At 72.6% G+C, this 20,419-nt stretch carries 20 protein-coding genes; 11 read left to right on the top strand and 9 right to left on the bottom strand.

The window, feature by feature from the left end:
- The first annotated feature begins 167 nt into the window (after positions 1-167).
- Both AB0M16_RS18035 and AB0M16_RS18030 read left to right on the top strand, forming a co-directional pair.
- On the top strand, positions 168-1,901 hold the full coding sequence (locus AB0M16_RS18035) for a histidine kinase (RefSeq protein ID WP_365344016.1): 1,734 nt from the start codon (positions 168-170) through the stop codon (positions 1,899-1,901).
- 114 nt (positions 1,902-2,015) lie between these two features.
- Positions 2,016-2,651 (top strand): response regulator transcription factor, encoded by a 636-nt coding sequence (locus AB0M16_RS18030; RefSeq protein ID WP_365343884.1) that lies wholly within the window; start codon positions 2,016-2,018, stop codon positions 2,649-2,651.
- Positions 2,652-2,777: 126 nt separating this feature from the next.
- On the opposite strand, the gene AB0M16_RS18025 is transcribed toward AB0M16_RS18030, so the two are convergent.
- Entirely contained in the window at positions 2,778-3,257 is a 480-nt protein-coding gene (locus AB0M16_RS18025; RefSeq protein ID WP_365344014.1) for a MarR family winged helix-turn-helix transcriptional regulator, read from the bottom strand.
- A 93-nt stretch (positions 3,258-3,350) separates the two neighbouring features.
- On the opposite strand from AB0M16_RS18025, the gene AB0M16_RS18020 reads away from it, so the two are divergent.
- The 4 genes from AB0M16_RS18020 (at position 3,351) to AB0M16_RS18005 (ending at position 7,495) form a co-directional block, all read left to right on the top strand.
- The gene (locus AB0M16_RS18020; protein WP_365343882.1) at positions 3,351-4,478 is read left to right on the top strand and encodes a hypothetical protein; all 1,128 of its coding nucleotides are present in this window, start codon (positions 3,351-3,353) and stop codon (positions 4,476-4,478) included.
- A 154-nt stretch (positions 4,479-4,632) separates the two neighbouring features.
- Positions 4,633-6,096 carry a DUF2252 domain-containing protein gene (locus AB0M16_RS18015; RefSeq protein ID WP_365343880.1) on the top strand — a complete coding sequence of 488 codons (1,464 nt, stop codon included), beginning with the start codon at positions 4,633-4,635 and terminating at the stop codon, positions 6,094-6,096.
- Between the two features lie 180 nt (positions 6,097-6,276).
- Entirely contained in the window at positions 6,277-7,080 is an 804-nt protein-coding gene (locus AB0M16_RS18010) for a J domain-containing protein (protein WP_365344012.1), read from the top strand.
- A 70-nt stretch (positions 7,081-7,150) separates the two neighbouring features.
- Entirely contained in the window at positions 7,151-7,495 is a 345-nt protein-coding gene (locus AB0M16_RS18005) for a rhodanese-like domain-containing protein (protein WP_365343878.1), read from the top strand.
- A gap of 21 nt (positions 7,496-7,516) precedes the next feature.
- Here AB0M16_RS18005 and AB0M16_RS18000 read toward each other — a convergent pair whose 3' ends face one another.
- The 6 genes from AB0M16_RS18000 to paaA form a co-directional block, all read right to left on the bottom strand.
- Positions 7,517-8,650: an acyl-CoA dehydrogenase family protein gene (locus AB0M16_RS18000; protein WP_365343876.1), complete on the bottom strand. Its 1,134-nt coding sequence runs from the start codon at positions 8,648-8,650 to the stop codon at positions 7,517-7,519.
- A gap of 93 nt (positions 8,651-8,743) precedes the next feature.
- The gene (locus AB0M16_RS17995; RefSeq protein WP_365343874.1) at positions 8,744-9,832 is read right to left on the bottom strand and encodes a 2Fe-2S iron-sulfur cluster-binding protein; all 1,089 of its coding nucleotides are present in this window, start codon (positions 9,830-9,832) and stop codon (positions 8,744-8,746) included.
- Positions 9,833-10,336: a 1,2-phenylacetyl-CoA epoxidase subunit PaaD gene (paaD, locus tag AB0M16_RS17990; protein ID WP_365343872.1), complete on the bottom strand. Its 504-nt coding sequence runs from the start codon at positions 10,334-10,336 to the stop codon at positions 9,833-9,835.
- On the bottom strand, positions 10,330-11,058 hold the full coding sequence (gene paaC, locus AB0M16_RS17985; protein WP_365343870.1) for a 1,2-phenylacetyl-CoA epoxidase subunit PaaC: 729 nt from the start codon (positions 11,056-11,058) through the stop codon (positions 10,330-10,332). Before paaC ends, paaD begins: the two co-directional genes overlap by 7 nt.
- Positions 11,055-11,342, bottom strand: coding sequence for a 1,2-phenylacetyl-CoA epoxidase subunit PaaB (gene paaB / locus AB0M16_RS17980; protein ID WP_352076750.1), 288 nt, complete (start codon positions 11,340-11,342; stop codon positions 11,055-11,057). The genes paaC and paaB overlap by 4 nt, the downstream gene beginning before the upstream one ends.
- A complete protein-coding gene (gene paaA, locus AB0M16_RS17975; RefSeq protein ID WP_365343867.1) occupies positions 11,339-12,349 on the bottom strand; it encodes a 1,2-phenylacetyl-CoA epoxidase subunit PaaA in 1,011 nt (336 codons plus the stop codon). Before paaA ends, paaB begins: the two co-directional genes overlap by 4 nt.
- A 385-nt stretch (positions 12,350-12,734) precedes the next feature.
- On the opposite strand from paaA, the gene AB0M16_RS17970 reads away from it, so the two are divergent.
- From AB0M16_RS17970 to AB0M16_RS17960, 3 genes are read left to right on the top strand one after another with little or no spacing between them, the layout of a single operon-like run.
- Positions 12,735-13,553: a DUF5819 family protein gene (locus tag AB0M16_RS17970; RefSeq protein ID WP_365343865.1), complete on the top strand. Its 819-nt coding sequence runs from the start codon at positions 12,735-12,737 to the stop codon at positions 13,551-13,553.
- Positions 13,550-14,773, top strand: coding sequence for an HTTM domain-containing protein (locus AB0M16_RS17965; protein ID WP_365343863.1), 1,224 nt, complete (start codon positions 13,550-13,552; stop codon positions 14,771-14,773). The genes AB0M16_RS17970 and AB0M16_RS17965 overlap by 4 nt, the downstream gene beginning before the upstream one ends.
- Entirely contained in the window at positions 14,770-15,450 is a 681-nt protein-coding gene (locus tag AB0M16_RS17960) for a TrmH family RNA methyltransferase (RefSeq protein WP_365343861.1), read from the top strand. Before AB0M16_RS17965 ends, AB0M16_RS17960 begins: the two co-directional genes overlap by 4 nt.
- A gap of 50 nt (positions 15,451-15,500) precedes the next feature.
- Here AB0M16_RS17960 and paaN read toward each other — a convergent pair whose 3' ends face one another.
- A complete protein-coding gene (gene paaN, locus AB0M16_RS17955) occupies positions 15,501-17,198 on the bottom strand; it encodes a phenylacetic acid degradation protein PaaN (RefSeq protein WP_365343859.1) in 1,698 nt (565 codons plus the stop codon).
- 124 nt (positions 17,199-17,322) lie between these two features.
- On the opposite strand from paaN, the gene AB0M16_RS17950 reads away from it, so the two are divergent.
- Positions 17,323-18,894, top strand: coding sequence for a 3-hydroxyacyl-CoA dehydrogenase (locus AB0M16_RS17950; protein ID WP_365343858.1), 1,572 nt, complete (start codon positions 17,323-17,325; stop codon positions 18,892-18,894).
- Entirely contained in the window at positions 18,891-19,484 is a 594-nt protein-coding gene (locus AB0M16_RS17945; protein WP_365343856.1) for a TetR/AcrR family transcriptional regulator, read from the top strand. Before AB0M16_RS17950 ends, AB0M16_RS17945 begins: the two co-directional genes overlap by 4 nt.
- A 309-nt stretch (positions 19,485-19,793) precedes the next feature.
- On the opposite strand, the gene AB0M16_RS17940 is transcribed toward AB0M16_RS17945, so the two are convergent.
- Positions 19,794-20,273: an Lrp/AsnC family transcriptional regulator gene (locus AB0M16_RS17940; RefSeq protein WP_365344010.1), complete on the bottom strand. Its 480-nt coding sequence runs from the start codon at positions 20,271-20,273 to the stop codon at positions 19,794-19,796.
- Positions 20,274-20,419 lie beyond the last annotated feature (146 nt).

The raw sequence follows: 20,419 nt of genomic DNA, 5'->3' as shown, positions 1-20,419 counted from the left end.
GGGCGGCCGGAGGCGGGCCCTATCGTGCGAGCGTGGAAGCTCCTTCGAAGATCGGGACGGCCGGGACACGGCTGGTGACGCTGCTCGGTGCCGGGTGGCGCTGGTTCGCGGTGCCCGGACAGTGGTCGCGGCGCAGGACCGCCGGCGAGCTCGTGGTCGCCGTCGTCATGGCGCTGCTGGCCGCCGGCACTCAGGACCTCCTCGGCAAGGACGGCTGGGCGCTCGTCGTGGTGGCCGTCGGCTCGGCCGTGCTGTCGCTGCTGCGGCGCAGGCTGCCCGCGACCGTGCTCGTCGTCACGTCGTTCCTCGCGCCGTTCGTCCCCGGCTTCCTGGCGCTGCTGATCCTGATCGGCTGGTCGGCGGGCCGCTACATCGCGGGCGCGGGGCGTGCCCTTGCCGCGTTCACCGCCGCCTACGTGCTGAACATGGCGGGCACCGTGGCCGAGGCCTGGGGCCAACAGCGCATGCTGACGGTCGTCTTCATATCGACCCTGTACTTCCTGGGCACGACGCTCGCGCCCGGACTCGCCAACCGCTACTGGACCCAGCGCCGGACCCTGCTGCACGCGCTCCAGGAGCGCAACGTCCAGCTGCTGCGGGAGCGGGCGATGGTCGTGGGGCAGGCGCGGATGCGGGAGCGGCAGCGGATCGCCCAGGACATGCACGACAGCCTCGGCCACCAGCTGGCGCTGATCTCCGTGCACACCGGCGCCTTGGAAGTGGACCCGAACCTGACCGACCGCCAGCGTGAGGCGGTGGCCGTGCTGCGGAACGCGTCCGTGGACGCCATGCACGAGCTGCGCGAGGTCGTCGGCATCCTGCGCGACGGTGTCGCGGCCCCGGACGAGGGGCCTGGTGCCCCGGTCGCGCCTCCGGGTGACGAGACGGGGCGGGCGGCTCGGGGGACCGCCGGCATCGAGGGGCTCGTCGCCGCAGCCCGGTCCGCCGGGACCACGATCGGTCTGACGCGGCACGGTGACGCCAAGGCGCTCGCACCGGCCGTCGACCACGCCGCGTACCGGATCGTCCAGGAAGGCCTGACGAACGCCTACAAGCACGCGCCGGGAGCCCCGATCTCCGTCGAAGTGCGCTACGAACCGGACGCGTTCGTCGTCGAGGTCCTCAACGAGGAGACCACCGACCGGCCGACCGGCGTCGTCAGCGGCGGGCAGGGCCTGACCGGGCTGCACGAGCGGGCCCGGCTGGTCGGCGGCATCGTCCACGCAGGCCCCGCGGACAGCGGTGGCTTCCGGGTCGCCGGCGTCCTGCCGTACGGGGCGGTGGAGGCCGTGCCGTACGTGGATCCCTTCGCCGACCCGGGCGTGGACCCGGACGAGGCGGGTCTGCTGAATCCGTACGCGGCTTCGTACACCGCTCCGCACGCCGCGCCTTTCGTCGATGCGGCCGACGACTTCCGGCAGCAGTCGAAGAAGGCCTCGCTCGGACACCGTGGTCGGGTCGCAGTCGGACCGTCCGACTGGACCGTGACCGAGCGGGAGCTGGCGATGGCGATGAAGGCGGGCAGGGGCAGGAGCACCGGAGGCGGGATAGCGATCGGGTGCGGGATCGCGTTCGCCGCGCTCGTGCTGCTGCTGGTGGCCGGGGGCTTCGGCGTCTTCTTCATGATGAGCTCGGTGTCGAAGGGGATCATCGACCCCGCCGAGTACGACGCAGTCAAGGTGGGACAGAGCGAGCAGGAGGTGCGCGACCGGCTTCCTTCGGGTGACACGCTCGCCACGACCGGCCTGCACGGGAAGGGGCCCAAGGAGCCCGAAGGGTCCAAGTGCCTGGTCCTCATGAGCACGGAGATGGGGGACGACGTGGAGTCCGAGCCCGTTTTCCGGTTCTGCTTCAAGGACGGCAAGCTGATCGAGAAGAAGTCGTACGACGTCGTGCGCTAGCCGGCCCGTCGTACCGGGAGCCGTTGGGGAGTGGCCGTGACTGGGGCAGGAGCCGGGACCGGGGTCGGAGTGGGGACTCGGGCCGGGGAGGGGGCCGGGCAGCGGATCAGGGTGGTGATCGCCGACGACGAGCCCTTGATCAGGGCGGGGATCAGGATGATCCTCACCTCGGACGCGGAGATCGAGGTCGTCGCCGAGGCCGTGAACGGCCGCGAGGCGGTGGATCTGGCGCGCGCCCACGCCGCGGACGTGGTCCTGCTCGACATCCAGATGCCCGTGCTCGACGGCCTCTCCGCCCTGCCGGAGCTGCGGCGGGCAGCTCCGTCGACCCGGGTGATCGTGCTCACGACCTTCGGTGAGCGGGAGAACGTGCTGCGGGCGCTGGAGCACGGCGGTGCCGGCTTCCTCCTCAAGGACACGGCGCCGGCCGAGCTGATCCGGGCCGTCCGGGCCGCCGCCGCGGGCGACGCGTATCTCTCCCCCGCCGCCACCCGGCACGTGGTCGAGCAGCTCGCCTCCGGGCGGGAGGCGGCCCGCGCGGAGGAGGCGAGGTCCCGGCTGACCGCGCTCAGCGAGCGCGAGCGCGAGGTGCTGGCGCTGCTCGGGGAGGGCCTGTCCAACGCCGACGCGGGCCGGCGGCTGCACATGAGCGAGGCCACGGTGAAGACATACGTGAGCCGCATTCTGGCCAAGCTGGGCTGCGAGAACCGGGTGCAGGCGGCGCTGCTGGCCCGGGACGCGGGGTTGTAGGGGGCCGGTGGGGCCCGGCGGCCTCCGGGACCGGGGGCTGAGGCCGCGCGAGGGCCGGCGCAGGTCGGGCTGGGGCGTGCGGGGCTGGGGGGCCTGGGCTCGGCGGGGGGCCGAGGCGGGCCGGGGCTAGGGCTTCGGCCTGGGCCAGGAGTCCCCGATGGGGGCGGGGTGGCCGGCGTCGCCGGCGGCGTTGTATCGCAGGAGGTAGGTGGCGAAGGCGGCCAGGTCCTCGGCCGACCAGTCCTTGAGGCGTTCCTCGTACGCGGCGAGCCGGCTGGCCTGCGTGGAGGCGAGGACCTGCGTGCCCGCCTCGGTCGGGTGCAGCACCTGGACGCGGTGGTCGGTCGGGTCGGGCCGCCGCTCGACCAGCCCGAGCTTCTCCAGGGCGCCGATCTGGCGGCTGACCGTCGACTTGTCCAGCAGGTAATGGGCCGCGAGATCCGTGGCCCGGCAGCCCTGCTGGTCGTCGATGTGGGCGAGAAGCGTGTACGAGACCAGCGGCAGCTCCGGATGGAGCCGGGCCGCGGCCGCCCGCGCGCGGCGGGCGAAGGCCGTCAGTTCCCGCTGGATGATGTCGAGAGAGCTCTCCCGCGCGCCGCCGCTCATGGTGCGCTCCTTGCTGCCGCGGGACGGGCGCATGTGTCGCACCTTCCCTTTCGGTTGTATAGTACAACGGTTTTTTAGTTGTAAAAGCCAACCATGGAGGTTCAGGTGTCCACAGGACCGACCGTCAAGGGAGCACTGCGCCACGTCCTCGGGCACCTACTCACCCCGCTGCTCATGTGCGTCGGCATGGGCCTCGCGTACCTGGGCGCCTTCCACGCCCCCGAACCGCACGACCTGCGCGTCGACATCGTCGGGTCCGGACCGCAGGCCCAGGTCCTCGCCCAGACCCTCCAGGACAAGGGCGCCGGCGCCCTCGACGTCCGCACCGTCCCCGACCGCGCCACCGCCACCACCGCCCTGCACGACCGGTCCAGCTTCGGCGCGTACATCCCCGGCACCCCGACCGAGGCGGCCGCCGGGAACGCCGCCCGGCCCGAACTCCTCGTCGCCTCCGCCTCCTCCGACACCAGCGCCATGGCCGTCGAGAAGGTCTTCACCAAGGTCGCCGCCACCCAGGGGCACCCGCTCAAGGTCACCGACGTCGCCCCCGTCTCCCCCGGCGACCCCACCGGCCAGGGCGTCTTCTTCCTCCTCGTCGCCCTCAGCATCGGCTCCTACGCCTCCGTCGCCGTCATCGGCGGCGCCGGCGCCGTCCTGCCCATGCGGATCCGCGCCCTGCTCGCCGCCGGCATGTCCCTCCTCGTCAGCCTCATCGGCACCGCCTTCGCAGGACCCCTCTTCCACCTCGTCGACCACGGTCTCGGCGGCGTCTGGGCCATGTCCTGGCTGTACTGCGCCGGCATCCTGCTGATCGGCGTCGGACTCCACACCTTCCTCAAGCGCTGGACCACCCTCGGCGTGATGGTCCTGTTCGTGATGCTCAACTTCACCAGCTCCGGCGGCATCTACCGGCCCGAGCTCCAGCCCGGGTTCTTCGGCTCGCTGCACGCCTTCTGGAACGGCGCCGGCTTCGTCGAAGGCGTCCGCGACCACGTCTACTTCGACGGGCACGCCCTCGGCGGCAACATCCTCGTCCTGACCTTCTGGCTCCTCGCCGGCATCGTCCTGACCGTCACCGCCGGCCTCGCCGAGGCCCGTCGCCGCACACCGCCGACCACGACGACCGCCCCCGCCGCCCCCACCGCCCCGGCCAACGCCCCGGCGGACGCGGACGCAGACGCAGACGCGGAAGAGGAGATGGAAGAGGCGATCGGCGTCTGACACCCGCCTCTCCCCGGGACGCCCGACCACCCCGAAGAGTTGTCCACAGGGCGTTGTCCACAGGGGGAGACGGCTCGCAGCCCCGGCTGTACCGTCATGACCCGTCAGCGAAGTTGATGTTGGCGGAACAGCGAACGGCGGGGGAGGGCGTCCCATGGACGACATCACGACAGCGGTACCGGGACAGCGCGATCACACGACGGCGGACGGCGGCACGGCCCGCCTCCCGCACGTACCCGGCTTCGCCCCGCGCGCCGCAGAAGGAGCCACCGCCGCCGCCAAGCAGCGCGGCAAGCGCCTCCGGGACGACCTCCCCCGCGCCGCCCAGGCCCTGCTCACCCCGGCGCCCGACCGCCCCGACGCCGCCCGCGCCGTCGAGGAGTCCAACCGGGGCCGCGTGCCCGAGCTCACCCCCATCAGGGTCGGCCGCATGGCAGCCAGCCCCTTCGCGTTCCTCCGCGGCTCCGCCGGACTCATGGCCCACGACCTCGCCGGCTCCCCCGTCACCGGCATAGCCGCCCAGCTGTGCGGCGACGCGCACGCCGCCAACTTCGGCCTCTACGGCGACGCCCGAGGCCGGCTCGTCATCGACCTCAACGACTTCGACGAGACCGTCGTCGGCCCCTGGGAATGGGACCTCAAGCGGCTGGCCACCTCCCTCGTCCTCGCCGGACGCGAGGCCGGCGCCGACGAGGACACCTGCCGGGCCGCCGCCTTCGACACCGTCGGCGCCTACCGGCGCACCATGCGCCTGCTCGCCCGGCTTCCCGCCCTCGACGCCTGGAACGCCATCGCCGACGAGGAACTCGTCTCCCACACCGACGCCCGCGACCTCATAGGCACCCTCGAACGGGTCTCGGCGAAGGCCCGCAACAACACCAGCGCGCGCTTCGCCGCACGCTCCACCGAAGCCGTCCCCGAAGCCGAGGGCGGCGGGCGACGCTTCGTCGACGCACCGCCGGTGCTGCGACGCGTCCCCGACGCGGAAGCGGCAGCCGTCGCCGCCTCCCTCGGCCCCTACCTGGCGACCGTCTCCGAGGACCGACTGCCGCTGCTCGCCCGGTACGCCATCCACGACGTGGCCTTCCGCGTCGTCGGAACGGGCAGCGTCGGCACCCGCTCGTACGTGGTGCTGCTCCTCGACCACCGGGGCGAGCCGCTGGTCCTCCAGGTCAAGGAGGCCCGCCCCTCGGCGCTGCTGCCTCACCTGCCGGCCGTCGGCTTCACGACGCTCGACGCCGGGCACGAAGGGCGGCGCGTGGTGCTCGGGCAGAAGCGGATGCAGGTCGTCAGCGACATCCTGCTCGGCTGGACGACGGTCGAGGGCCGGCCCTTCCAGGTCCGGCAGTTCCGCAACCGCAAGGGAAGCGTCGACCCCGCCGCCCTCACGGCCGACCAGTTCGACGACTACGGCCGCATGACCGGCGCCCTGCTGGCCCGCGCTCACGCCCACAGCGCGGACCCGCGTCTGATCGCCGGCTACTGCGGCAAGAACGAGGAGCTCGACGAGGCCGTCGCGAACTTCGCCGTCGCCTACGCGGACCGCACCACGGCGGACCACACCGACCTCCTGTCGGCCATCCGCAGCGGCCGCATAGCGGCGGAACACGGGGTCTGACGCCGGGGGCGCGCCCCGGGAAGGCCCAAGGCCCGTTACCCGGGGCAGGGCACGGCTTCGTGAAGAAGCCGGGACATGGCTTGGTGAAGAAGGGGGAGGGGAGGAGGGGGAGGGGGGAGGGAGGGGGGAGCCCCCCCCGAGAGAGCCGTAGGCTGGGTGGCGACGAGCCGGAACGAGGACGTGGACGGGCGTGACGTGAGCGTGGACCAGAGCGAGCGGCCTGAGGCGCGGCTCGATCAGGCGGTGCGGGTGGCCGAGCAGGCTCTGATCGAGTTCGAGATCGCGGTCGAGACCTTCCGGGTCGAGGTGGAGAACTTCTCCCGGCTGCACCACCAGAAGCTCGGCCCGATGTACGCGCGGCTCGACGAGCTGGACGCGCAGATCGCGGAGGCCAAGGCGGCGCGCACCGGGGATCCCGAGGACCTGCGGCGGGCGCAGGAGGCGCGGGCGGCGGTCATGCCGATGCCCGGCGTCGAGGAGCTGTTCCACGACTGGGTCGACTCCGACGGGCTGTCCCCCGAGGCGGCGGCGATGCTGACGGACCGGTCGGTGCAGCCGCCGAAGCGGGTGCGGCCGTCCGACGAGGTCCGCAAGCTGTACCGGGACCTGGCGCGCAAGGCGCATCCGGATCTGGCGCGGGACGAGGACGAGCGTGCGCGGCGCGAGGAGTTCATCACGCGGGTGAACGCGGCCTACGCCCGTGGGGACGAGGGTCTGCTGCGGGAGCTGTCCGAGGAGTGGGCGGCCGGGCCGGTGCCGGAGGTGCGGCTCAGCGAGAGCGAGGAGCTGTACGCGCGTCTTGAGTGGCTGGCACAGCGCAAGGAGATGCTGTCGTTGGTCGCGCGGGAGCTGGAGGAGAGCGCGATCGGCGCGATGCTGCGGATGGCGCCGGACGATCCCGATCGGCTGCTGGAGGAGATCGCGGAGCAGTTGCTCGCGCAGGTCGCCGAGCGTGAGGCGGAGCTCGGCGGGCTCGTCGACTAGGTCGGGTGCAGTAGTTTCGACGGTGTGCGCCTGTGAGTGGCGCGGAGTTTTCAGAGAGAAGGCCAGGTCCATGAATTTCGCCCCGCTGCCGTCCGTCGACGCGGCTTCCGTGCCGGCTGATGCTCTGGTGCTGGACGTGCGTGAGGACAACGAGTGGGCGGCGGGTCATGTCGAGGGCGCGCTGCACGTTCCGATGAGTGATTTCGTGGCGCGGTTCGGTGAGGTGACCGAGGCCGTGGCCGATGGGCGGCGGGCGTTCGTGATGTGCCGGGTGGGGGGCCGTTCGGCGCAGGTCACGCAGTACCTGGTGCAGCAGGGCATCGACGCGGTGAACGTCGACGGCGGCATGCTGGCCTGGGAGGGTGCCGGCCGTCCGATGGTGACGGACGGCGGCGGCTCCGCTTTCGTCCTGTAGGGCCTGTCCGGTTCGGGCTGGTCAGGCGAGGGGGTGGGCGGCCAGGAGGTCGCCCAGTTCTTCCTCGTGCAGGGCTGCGGGGCCGAGGGACAGTTCCAGGTGTTTGGCCCAGGCGTGGTAGCGGTGCAGGGGGTAGTCGGTGTCGGCGCCGAAGCCTCCGTGGAGGTGTTGGGCGGTCTGGACGACGCGGCGGACGCCCTCCGCGGCCCAGATCTTGGCGACGGAGATGTCTCCGGCGGCGGGGAGTGCTCCGGTGGCGTCGGTGGTGATGCGCCAGGCGGCCTGCCAGAGGGTGACTTCCATGGCGCGTAGGTCGATGTAGCGGTCGGCGGCCTGGACGGCGACGGCCTGGAAGGTGGCCACGGGGTGGCCGAACTGTTGCCTCTTGCCGGTGTACTGGCTGGTCATGGCGAGGACCTGTTCGCCGAGGCCGAGGGCGAGGGCGCAGGTTCCGGTGGCGAGGAGGGCGTGGAGTCGTTCCCAGGCGCCTTCGGTGTCGATGACGTCGGTGGGGTCGAGGTGGACGTCGTCCAGGTGGAGTTCGGCGAGGAGTTCGCCGTGGGTGGCGTACTGGTCGGCGAGGGTGAGTCCGGCGTGGGTGCGGGGCAGCAGGGCGAGGACGGTGCGGCCGTCGGGGGTGTGTGCGGGGACGGCGATGCGGTCGGCCTGGTGGGCCCAGGGGACGGCGCTGGTGTGGCCGTCGAGGGTCCAGCCGGTGGGGTCGTGGCGGGCGGTGACGGCGAGGGGTGCCGGGTCGTGGCCGGTGCGGCCCTGGGCGGCGGCGGTGAGGACGAGTTCGCCGCGGGCGACGCGGGGGAGCAGGGCGTCGGCGGTGGCGGCGGGGGCGTGGTGCTGGAGGGTGAGCGCGACGGCGCACGTTTCGAGGAGGGGCACGCGGGCGAGGGCTCGGGCGGATTCGCGCAGGACGAGGCACAGCGCGATGGGGTCGAGTCCGGAGCCGCCGTGGGCGGGGTCGAGGACGAGGCCGAGCAGGTCGGTGTCGGCGAGGCGGGCCCAGAGGGCGCGGTCGAAGTCGTCGGCGACCGCGCCCGGGGTGAGGGCGGGGCTGGGTACGGCGTCGGGTGCGACGTCGGCGAAGACGGCCTTGGCCGTTTCGGCGGCTGCCTGCTGCTCTTCGGTGAAGGTGAAGTCCACTGTCCTGTCCCTTCCGGCCGTGCCCCGCTGCCATCTGACGGATCGTCAAGATAGAACAGGTTCTAGCGGAAGGGAATGGGCGGGCCGCAGCGGTCAGCGGTCGAAGTCGAGCTCGACCTCCGGTGTGGCGGGGTGGGACTGGCAGGCCAGGACGTAGCCGGCGTCGGTCTCCTCGGGCTCCAGGGCGAAGTTGCGGTCCATGCGGACCTCGCCGGAGACGAGGAAGGCGCGGCAGGTGCCGCACACGCCGCCCTTGCAGGCGTACGGGGCGTCCGCCCGGGCGCGCAGCACGGTGTCGAGGAGCGTCTCGCCGCGCTGGACGGGCCAGTTGCCGGACCGGCCGTGCAGGGTCGCGGTGAGCGTCGCCTGCGCGGGGGCGTCCGCGGCGGCGGCCGGTGCGGGGGCGGAGCCGTCGTCGACGTGGAAGATCTCCTGGTGGACGCGGGCACGGTCGACGCCGAGGCCGCGCAGAGCCTGTTCGGCGCTCTGCACCAGGCCGAAGGGTCCGCACAGGAACCAGCCGTCGATCTCTCCGACGGGGAGCAGTGCGGGGAGCAGTGCGGTGAGCCGTTCCGCGTCGAGCCGTCCGGAGGGGAGTCCGGCCTGCTGTTCCTCGCGGGAGAGGACGGTGATCAGCTGGAAGCGGTCCGGGTGGCGGTCCTTGAGGTCGGCGACCTCGTCGAGGAACATCGTGGAGGCCGCGGTGCGGTCGCTGCGGACGAGGCAGAACCGGGCCTCGGGCTCCCGGGCGAGCAGGGTGGCGGCCATCGACAGGACCGGGGTGATGCCGCTGCCGCCGACCACGGCCGCGAAGTGTCCGGGGCGGGGGTCGAGGACGAAGCGGCCCATGGGTTCCATGACCTCGACGAGGTCGCCGACGGCGAGCTCCTTGAGGGCGTAGGTGGAGAACTCGCCGCCATCGACGTGCCGGATGCCGACGCGCAGGACCGGGCTCTCGCCCTCGGCGGCGGCCGGGGCGCAGATCGAGTACGTGCGGCGGATCTCCGCGCCGCCGGGCGCGGTGCGGCGCAGGGCGAGGTGCTGGCCGGGGGTGTGCCGGTAGGCGTCGACGAGTTCGGACGGGACCGCGAAGGTGACGGCCACGGAGTCGTCGGTGAGCTGCTCGACCTCGCTCACGCGGAGCGGATGGAACCCGGCCCGTCCGGGGCTCTGGGACGGCATCTACAACTCCTTGAAGTGGTCGAACGGTTCGCGGCAGGACGTGCAGCGGCGCAGTGCCTTGCACGCGGTGGAGGAGAAGCGGCTGAGCAGTTCGGTGTCGGTGGAGCCGCAGTGGGGGCAGCGGATCGCCAGTGTGAGCGGCACGGGTCCGTCGGCCGGGCCCTGGGGGCGGGGCGGTGCGATACCGAACTCGGCGAGCTTGCGGCGGCCTTCGGCGGTGATGTCGTCGGTCGACCAGGCGGGGCTGAGGACGGTGACGACGGAGACCTCGGGTATGCCGTGGGCGTGGAGGGCGTGCTCGATGTCGGAGGACATCGCCTCGATCGCCGGGCAGCCGGTGTAGGTGGGGGTGAGTTCGACCTCGACGCGGCCGGGGCCGTGGACGTGGACGCCGCGCACGACGCCGAGTTCGGCGAGGGTGAGGACGGGCATCTCGGGGTCGAGGACGGCGCCGGCGATCCGGGCGAGTTCCTCTTCGAGGGCGGTCGGGGTGGTGGTCACCATGACGCCCCCGGGTGGCTGCGGTGCAGGTGCTGCATCTCGGCGAGCATGCGGCCGAAGGACTCGGTGTGGAGGCCCTGGCGGCCGGCGCCGGCGCTCCAGGCGCCGGTGCGCGGTCCGGAGGGGACGGTGAGTGTGGCCTTGCCGAGGACGGTGGTCACGGAGTCGAGCCAGGCGCGGTCCATGGCCTCGGTGTCGAGGTCGAGGCCGTCGAGGGGCTGGAACAGCTCGCCGGTGTAGCGCCACAGGGCGTCGCAGGCCTGCTGCATGCGCCGGTGGCTCTCCTCGGTGCCGTCGCCGAGGCGCAGGGTCCAGTGCTCGGCGTGGTCCTGGTGGTAGGCGACTTCCTTGACGGCCTTGCCGGCGAGACCGGCGAGCGGGCCGTCGGTGGCGGCCAGCTGCCCGTACAGGAGGTGCTGGTAGGTGGAGAAGTAGAGCTGCCGGGCGATGGTGTGGGCGAAGTCGCCGTTGGGCTGCTCGACGAGCTGGCAGTTGAGGAAGGCGCGTTCCTCGCGGAGGTAGGCCAGTTCGTCCTCGTCGCCGACGAGGGAGAGCAGGACGCGGGCCTGGCCGAGGAGGTCGAGCGCGATGTTGGCGAGGGCGACCTCCTCTTCGAGGACGGGGGCGCTGCCGGCCCACTCCCCCAGGCGTTGGGCGAGGACGAGGGCGTCGTCGCCGAGGGCGAGCGTCGCGGCCGGGACGGCGGTCGTGGTCGGGCCGGTCACAGGTGCTTCACCCCGTCCGGGATCTCGTAGAAGGTCGGGTGGCGGTAGGGCTTGTCCGCGGACGGCTCGAAGAAGGGGTCCTTCTCGTCGGGAGAGGAGGCGGTGATCGCGGCGGAGGGGACGACCCAGATCGACACGCCTTCGTTGCGCCGGGTGTAGAGGTCGCGGGCGTTGCGCAGGGCCATCTCGGCGTCCGGGGCGTGCAGGCTGCCGGCGTGGGTGTGGGACAGTCCGCGGCGCGAGCGCACGAACACCTCCCACAGCGGCCATCCGTCGGTGGTCATGCGCGTGCCTCCCCGTTCTCGTGCTGTCCGCCGTTCTGCCCGGCGTGCTTGTCCGCGTAGGCCGCGGCGGCGTCCCTGACCCAGGCGCCGTCCTCGTGCGCCTGGCGGCGCTTGGTGAGCCGCTGCTCGTTGCAGGGGCCGTTGCCCTTGAGGACGTCCCAGAACTCGGCCCAGTCGATGGGGCCGAAGTCGTAGTGCCCGCGCTCCTCGTTCCACTTCAGGTCGGGGTCGGGGAGGGTGAGGCCGAGGCTCTCGGCCTGCGGGACGGCGATGTCGACGAAGCGCTGGCGCAGCTCGTCGTTGGAGTGGCGCTTGATCTTCCACGCCATCGCCTGGGCGGAGTGGGTCGACTCGTCGTCCGGCGGGCCGAACATCATCAGCGACGGCCACCACCAGCGGTCCACCGCGTCCTGGGCCATGGCGTGCTGGGCCTCGGTGCCGCGGGAGAGGGCGAGCAGCGCCTCGTACCCCTGGCGCTGGTGGAAGGACTCCTCCTTGCAGACCCGGACCATCGCCCGGGCGTAGGGCCCGTAGGAGCAGCGGCAGAGGGGGACCTGGTTGGTGATGGCGGCGCCGTCGACGAGCCAGCCGATCGCGCCGACGTCGGCCCAGGTCAGCGTGGGGTAGTTGAAGATCGAGGAGTACTTCTGGCGACCGGAGTGGAGCTTGTCGAGGAGCTCGTCGCGGCTGGCGCCGAGGGTCTCGGCCGCGCTGTACAGATAGAGCCCGTGGCCGGCCTCGTCCTGGACCTTGGCCATGAGGATCGCCTTGCGCCGCAGGCTGGGCGCGCGGGTGATCCAGTTGGCCTCCGGCTGCATGCCGATGATCTCGGAGTGGGCGTGCTGCGCGATCTGGCGGATCAGGCCGGCCCGGTAGGGCTCCGGCATCCAGTCGCGGGGCTCGATGCGCTCCTCGGCGGCCACGGCGGCGTCGAACACCGCTTCGAGGGCGGCCTGGGTCGCCGTCGAACCCGCTGTCCCTGTCGTCTCTGCCGTGCCTGTGGTCATCGGACCCCCTACCGACCGATCGTTCGGTTGAATGACTTCAATGGTCGTTCGGCGGCCCGTATGGTGTCAACCTCTGTGGATAACTGCTTGGGCAGATCGGGAGCGGGGCGCGATGGAGTCGTACGAGGGTGAGGGGGCCGGGGGCGCCGGTGACGCCGGGTCCGGGCCGGCCCCCGGCCCCGAGATAACCGCCGGTGCCGACGGGGACGCCCGAGCCGACGCGGACGCCCGAGTCGACGTGGGCTCCCGAGCCGACGCGGGTGCCCGGTCCGTCTCAGGCTCCATTGCTGCCTCGGACTCCAGTGCCGCCTCGGACTCCATTGCCGCGTCGGACTCCAGCGCTGACGGCGGCCCCCGGTCCGCCTCCGGCTCCGGCGGCGCCGCCTTGGTCTCCGGCATCGATGCGGGCTCCAGCGCCGACGCCGGCTCCAGCGCCGCGTCGGACTCCAGCGCCGCGTCGGACTCCAGCGCCGAGGCGGGCTCCGCTGCCGCGTCGGGTTCCGTGGCCGCCGGTGACGCCGCGTCCGGCCCCGGACGGCCCGGGACGGCCCCGGCGGGTATCGCTGCGCTCTCCCTGCCCTACCAGGTGGTCGCGGCGGTCGCCCTCGCCGTCGTCGGCGTCTTCGCCTGCGTCCACCTCGCGATGGTCTTCCTGCACGTCGCGCCCTCGAACACGCTGACCAAGCAGCACGGCGAGGCCGTCGACGACTGGGTCTACCCCGAGTTCGAGCAGAACTGGAAGCTCTTCGCCCCCAACCCGCTCCAGCAGAACATCTCCGTCGAGGTCCGCGCGGAGATCGCCGCGGCTGACGGCACCCGCCGGACCACCGACTGGATCGACCTGTCCGCCCAGGACACGGAGCGGATCCGCGGCAGCCTCCTGCCCAGCCACACCGAGCAGAACGAGCTGCGCCGGGCCTGGGACTTCTACCTCAACTCGCACACCGACGACCACCGCCCCAACGGGCTGCGAGGCGAGCTCTCCGAGTCGTACCTGCGGCGGATCGTGATGCTGCGCCTCGACGACGAGGAGCTCGGCGGGACGGTCAAGAAGATCCAGCTGCGCTCCGCCACCCGGTCGGTGGCGGCCCCCGCGTGGAGCACCGAGAAGACCGACACGGAGCCGGCCTTCCGTACGTATCCGTGGTGGCGGGTCACCGCCGCCGACCGGCCCGCCGGGGCCACCGTGGAGGCGGCCCGATGAGCCAGGACCCCGCTGCCGGGCGGAACCGCGTCCCCTTCGACAGGCGGCTCGCCGGCGCCGTGCAGAAGGTCACGGCGAACGCCCTCGGCCCGTACCAGACGGCGATCGTCCGGATCGGCTTCTCCCTCACCTGGCTGCTGTTCCTGCTGCGCGAGTGGCCGCACCGGCTGGAGCTGTACGGCCCCGACGGCCCGTGGTCGTGGGAGATGGGCCGACGGCTGATCGCCGACAACCGCGCTTTCACCGCGCTGATGTGGTCCGACGGGCGGCTCTGGTTCGAGGTCGTCTACGGCCTCGCCGTGCTCTCCGCCGTCCTGCTGCTGCTCGGCTGGCACACCCGGGCCGTGTCGGCGGTCTTCATGGCCGGGGTGCTGTCGCTGCAGAACCGCTCCATCTTCATGGGCGACGGCGGCGACAACGTGGTCCACCTGATGGCGCTCTACCTCGTCCTCACCCGCTGCGGGCAGGTCTGGTCCCTCGACGCCCGGCGGGCGGCCCGCGGCCGCGGCGACGACGGGCCCGTCGGTCCACTGCTGTGGACGGTGCTCGGCGGCTTCCTGATGGCCGCCACGTACTTCTCCGGCGCCACCGGGGAGTGGTGGCTGCTGGTGCTGCTGTGGGTGCTGTGGCTGGGGCAGGGACTGTGGTGGCTGGTGTGCCGCTACGCCGCCGACGAGCCGCGTGTCCTCCTCGACGTCCTGGCCAACCTCGCCCACAACGCCACCCTCGTCGTGATCATGGCCGAGGTCTGTCTGATCTACGCCACCGCCGGCTGGTACAAGATCCAGGGATCCCGCTGGCAGGACGGCACCGCGCTCTACTACCCGCTCAAGCTGGACTACTTCTCCCCCTGGCCCGCCCTCTCCGACCTGCTCGGGTCGAGCGGGACCATGGTGCTGCTGCTGACCTACGGCACCGTGATCGTGCAGGTCGCCTTCCCCTTCACGCTCTTCCACCGCAAGGTCAAGAACGTGCTGCTCGGGCTGATGATGCTGGAGCACGCGGGCATCGCGCTGCTGCTCGGGCTGCCGTTCTTCTCGCTCGCGATGATCGCCGCCGACGCCGTCTTCCTGCCCACCGTGTTCCTGGTGTGGCTGGGTGCGCGGGTCGCCCGCGGCCGGGATCGACTGCTCGGCCGGGACCGGGACCGGGGTGCGGAGGAAGCGGTGGGGTTGAGCCGTTCGGGTGAGGAGCCGGGCCCCCGTACCCTCGTCGGGTGAGCACCACCGAAGAAGAGCCCGGCCCCGTCGAGGGCGGCGAGCCGATCCAGTACGACGAGGGGTACGGCCCCGAGATCGGCGTCGGGCCGCACCCGGAGCCCTGGCCGGACGACGAGCGCTACGACCCCGAGCTGCTGGCCGGCGGCGACCGGCGCAACGTCGTCGACCGGTACCGGTACTGGACGCGCGAGGCGGTCGTCGCGGACCTGGACACCCGCCGCCACGACTTCCACGTGGCCGTGGAGAACTGGGGCCACGACTTCAACATCGGTTCGGTGGTGCGGACGGCCAACGCCTTCCTGGCCAAGGAGATCCACATCGTGGGCCGACGGCGCTGGAACCGGCGCGGCGCGATGGTCACCGACCGCTACCAGCACGTGCGCCACCACCCCGACACGGAGGCGCTGACCGCCTGGGCGGCGGCCGAGGACCTGCCGATCATCGGCATCGACAACCTGCCGGGCGCGGTGCCGCTGGAGCGGACCGTGCTGCCGCGCCGCTGTGTGCTGCTCTTCGGGCAGGAGGGGCCGGGCCTCACCGAGGAGGCCCGGAAGCACGCGGCGATGGTCTGCTCGATCGCCCAGTTCGGCTCGACCCGGTCGATCAACGCGGGTGCCGCGGCGGCGATCGCCATGCACGCCTGGGTGCAGCGCTACGCGGAGATCACCCAGGACTGACCGTCCTCGGTGCCGGACACCTGTCCGGCACCGAGGACGGCGCGTCCGCGTCAGGCCTGGCGGCGGACCTCCACCACCCGGAAGCGGTTGGAGACGAAGGCGCCGTCGCACAGCGCCGCGTTCGCCGCCGGGTTGCCGCCCGAGCCGTGGAAGTCGGAGAACGCGGCCGTCTGGTTCACGTAGACCCCGCCCGTCAGGTTCAGCGAGAGCTGCGCCGACTCCTCCAGGCACACCTCCTCGACGGCCCGCTCGGTGTCGGCCGAGGTCGTGTACGCGCCGACCGTCATCGCGCCCTTCTCGCGGACCGTGCGCCGCAGCAGCTCCAGGGCGGCCTCGGTCGAGTCGACCGAGACGGCGAAGGAGACCGGGCCGAAGCACTCCGAGAAGTACGCCGCCTCCGCATCGGGCTTCGAGCCGTCGAGCTTCACGATGACCGGGGTGCGCACGACGGCGTCCGGGAACTCCGGGTTCTCGACCTCGCGGGAGGCCAGCGCCACCTCGCCGAGGCCCGCCGCGGCCTCCAGACGCGCCTTCACGTCCGGGTTGACCAGGGCGCCGAGCAGCGCGTTCGCCCGGGCGTCGTCGCCGAGCAGGCCGCCGACCGAGGCCGCCAGGTCGGCGGTCACCTCGTCGTACGACTTGGGGCCCTGGTCGGTGGCGATGCCGTCGCGGGGGATGAGCAGGTTCTGCGGGGTGGTGCACATCTGGCCGCTGTACAGGGACAGCGAGAAGGCCAGGTTGGACAGCATGCCCTTGTAGTCGTCGGTGGAGTCGACGACGACCGTGTTGACGCCGGCCTTCTCCGTGTAGACCTGGGCCTGGCGGGCGTTGGCCTCCAGCCAGTCGCCGAAGGCGGTCGAGCCGGTGTAGTCGATGATCTTGATCTCGGGGCGGACCGCCAGGGTCTTGGCGATGCCCTCGCCCGGCCGCTCGGCGGCCAGCGCGACCAGATTGGGGTCGAAGCCGGCCTCGGCGAGGACCTCGCGGGCGACCTGGACGGTCAGGGCCAGCGGGAGCACCGCGCGCGGGTGCGGCTTGACCAGGATCGGGTTGCCGGTGGCGAGGGAGGCGAACAGGCCCGGGTACCCGTTCCAGGTCGGGAAGGTGTTGCAACCGATGACCAGGGCGATGCCGCGGCCGACCGCGGTGAACTCCTTGCTGAGCTCCAGCGGGTCCCGCTTGCCCTGGGGCTTGGACCAGGCGGCGCGGCCGGCCGGGGTCCGGGTCTGCTCCTCGAACGCGTACGCCACGGCCTCCAGGCCGCGGTCCTGCGCGTGCGGGCCGCCGGCCTGGAAGGCCATCATGAAGGCCTGGCCGCTGGTGTGCATGACGGCGTGCGCGAACTCGTGGGTGCGGTCGGAGATCCGGCCGAGGATCTCCAGGCACACCAGGGCGCGAACCTCGGGGCCGGCCTCACGCCAGGCCGCCATGCCGGCGCGCATCGCGGGGAGCAGGACGTCGATGTCGGCGTGCGGATACTCGATGCCGAGCTCCGGGCCGTAGGGAGAGGTCTCGCCGGGGACCCATCCGTCGGTGCCGGGCTGGTCGAGCTCGAAGCGGCGGCCGAGCAGCTCCTTGTAGGCGGAGAGGCCGGCGGCGGCGTCCAGCGAGCCGTTCTCCCCGTACGCCTTGGGGTGCTCCGGGTACGGAGACCAGTAGGCGCGGGTGCGGATGGTGGCGAGGGCCTGATCGAGCGTGGACCGGTGCTTCTCGGCCAGACGGTCGGTGGTCAGCTGAGCGGTGGCCATGGGTGGACCAACTCCTCGTCGAGCTGGGCAGGGAGACGCGTACGGAGTTAGAGTAACCGAACGATCGGTCGGGACAAGGGGGTCCGGCGATCCTGTGGAAAACCCATCGGGGAGGATCACTCCTATGAGCGCCAACACGACCGTCCAGGGGAGCGACGCGGTGTCGGCCGACGGAGCCGGGCCGATCGATCCGACCGGCACCGTCGCCGTCGTCGGCACGGGCACCATGGGCCAGGGGATCGCCCAGGTCGCCCTCGTCGCGGGCCATCCCGTACGCCTCTACGACAGCGCGCCAGGCCGCGCCGAGGAGGCGGTGAGCGCCGTCGCGGGCCGCCTGGACCGGCTGGTCGAGAAGGGCAGGCTGGGCCCGGAGGAGCGGGACGCGGCGGTCGCCCGGCTGCACGCGGCGGGCGAGCTCGCCGAGCTCGCGGACGCCGCGCTCGTCGTCGAGGCGATCGTCGAGCACCTGCCCGTCAAGCAGCGTCTCTTCGCCGATCTCGAAGAGATCGTCGGCGCGGACACCGTGCTCGCCACCAACACCTCCTCCCTGTCCGTGACCGCCATCGCGGGAGGGCTGAAGCGGCCCGGCCGCTTCGTCGGACTGCACTTCTTCAACCCGGCTCCGCTGCTGCCGCTGGTCGAGGTCGTCAGCGGCTTCGCCACCGACCCGGACGCCGCCACGCGCACGTACGAGACGGCGAAGCGCTGGGGCAAGACGCCGGTGCGCTGCACCGACACCCCCGGGTTCATCGTCAACCGGGTCGCCCGCCCCTTCTACGCGGAGGCGCTGCGGATCTACGAGGAGGGCGTCGCCGACCCCGCCACCATCGACGCGGCCCTGCGCGAGTCGGGCGGCTTCCGGATGGGCCCGTTCGAGCTCACCGACCTCATCGGCCAGGACGTCAACGAGGCCGTGACCCGTTCGGTGTGGGAGTCCTTCCACCAGGACCCCAAGTTCACCCCCTCGCTGGCGCAGCGGCGGCTCGTCGAGTCCGGGCGGCTCGGCCGCAAGTCGGGGCACGGCTGGTACTCGTACGCGGAGGGCGCCCGGCGTCCCGAGCCGCACACCGCCGCCCCGGCGAAGGCACCGGGGACGATCACCGTCCGCGGCGGCCTCGGGCCCGCCCAGCCGCTGGTCGACCTCGTCGAGCAGGCCGGGATCACCGTGCGCCGCAAGGGCGGCACCGGGTACATCGCGCTGCCGGGCGGCGGCCGGCTGCACCTCGCGGACGGCGAGACGTCCTTCGAGTTCCTGAACGACGAGGTCGTCTACTTCGACCTCGCGCTCGACTACGCGCGGGCGAGCCGGATCGTTCTGTCCACCGGCAGGCGCACCTCCGAGGAGACGCTGGCGGAGGCCGTGGGGCTCTTCCAGGCGCTCGGCAAGCAGGTGTCCGTGATCGGGGACACCCCGGGCATGATCGTCGCCCGTACGGTCGCGATGCTCGCCGACATCGCCGCCGACGCCGTCGACCGGGGCGTCGCCTCCGCCGAGGACGTGGACACGGCGATGCGGCTCGGCGTCAACTACCCCGTGGGACCGCTGGAGTGGGCCGAGAGCATCGGCTACGCCGGGGTGCGCGACCTGCTCGGCAACCTGCACGAGCGCTACCCCACCGGCCGCTACGCCCCCTCCCTCGCCCTCGCGCGCCGGGGCTACGACGAAGAGGCCGCAGAGGCGGAGGAGAAGAGATGACCACCGCGCGACGCGACACCTACACCCCCGAGACGCTGCTCCACGTCGCCGTCCGGGTCTTCAACGAGCGCGGCTACGACGGCACCTCCATGGAGCACCTGTCCAAGGCGGCCGGCATCTCCAAGTCGTCGATCTACCACCACGTGGCCGGCAAGGAGGAGCTGCTGCACCGGGCCGTCAGCCGGGCGCTCGACGGGCTCTTCGCGATCCTCGACGAGCCGGCGGCCGCCCGTGGCCGGGCCGTCGAGCGGGTCGAGTACGTCACCCGGCGCACCGTCGAGGTGCTGATCGAGGAGCTGCCGTACGTGACGTTGCTGCTGCGCGTGCGGGGCAACACGACGACCGAGCGGTGGGCCATGGAGCGGCGCCGCGAGTTCGACCACCGGGTCGCCGAGCTCCTGAAGGCGGCGGCGGCCGAAGGTGACCTGCGTGCGGACGTGGACATCCGGCTCGCCACCCGACTGCTCTTCGGCATGATCAACTCGCTGGTGGAGTGGTACCGGCCCCAGCACGACTCCGCGGCGGAGCGCGACCAGCTCGCGGACACCGTCGTCCACCTCGCCTTCGACGGGCTGCGGACGGCTTCCTGAGGCCGCTCGGCCCGCCCCGCCGCCTCTCCCCGCCGGCCTCCGCCGGACTTCGCCCGCCCGGGGCCTCCCGGGCGGGCGCTTCGGCGTTCGAGGGCCTGTCCCGTCCGTCCGGGCGGCGCCACTCGCCCCCTCCGCCCCTGTCCTCCCGGCCGCATCCGTCCGCCCGCACGGCGCACCCGTCCCTGCGGGTCCCCACGGCTCCGGCGCCCGACAGGCAGCCCTCGCAGCCCGGCAGGCCACCCGCAGGCAGCCCCCGGCAGCCCGGCAGGTGGCCCGCAGGCATCCCCCGGCAGCCCGGCAGGTGGCCCGTCAGTCCAGGCGGTCCGGGTACGGGTCCAGGTCCGTCTCCTCGAAGACCAGCAGGGTGCGGGTCGAGAGCACCTCGGGTATGGACTGGAGCCGGGTGAGCACCAGCTCGCGCAGGGTCCGGTTGTCCGGGGTGTGCACGAGGAGCAGGACGTCGAAGTCGCCGCTGACCAGTGCGATGTGTGCGGCGCCGGGCAGCGCCTGGAGCTGTGCGCGCACGGTGCGCCACGAGTTCTGGACGATCTTGAGGGTGATGTAGGCGGAGGCGCCGTGGCCCGCCCGCTCGTGGTTGACGCGGGCGCCGAAGCCCCGGATCACCCCGTCGTCGATGAGCCGGTTGATGCGCGCGTACGCGTTGGCGCGGGACACGTGGACCCGCTCGGCCACGGAGCGCACCGAGGCGCGGCCGTCGGTCTGGAGCAGCCGCAGGATGTCGCGGTCGATCGCGTCCAGCGGGCGGGCCGGCGGCATCGGGGAGAGCATGGCAGGGGCGGCGCCGGGGGGCGCGTTCAAGGACTCGCCGTGCGCCTGCTCCTCGACGTCGGCCATTTGTTCATCCGCCATGTCCCCCCGCCTCTCTCCGTTGGACGACCTGCACCCATCCCAAGCTGTGGAGAACCGTTTGTCCA

The sequence above is a fragment of the Streptomyces sp. NPDC051921 genome (assembly GCF_040680975.1).
In the GTDB taxonomy this organism is placed as follows: domain Bacteria; phylum Actinomycetota; class Actinomycetes; order Streptomycetales; family Streptomycetaceae; genus Streptomyces.
This window is presented reverse-complemented; position numbering and strand designations above follow the sequence as displayed.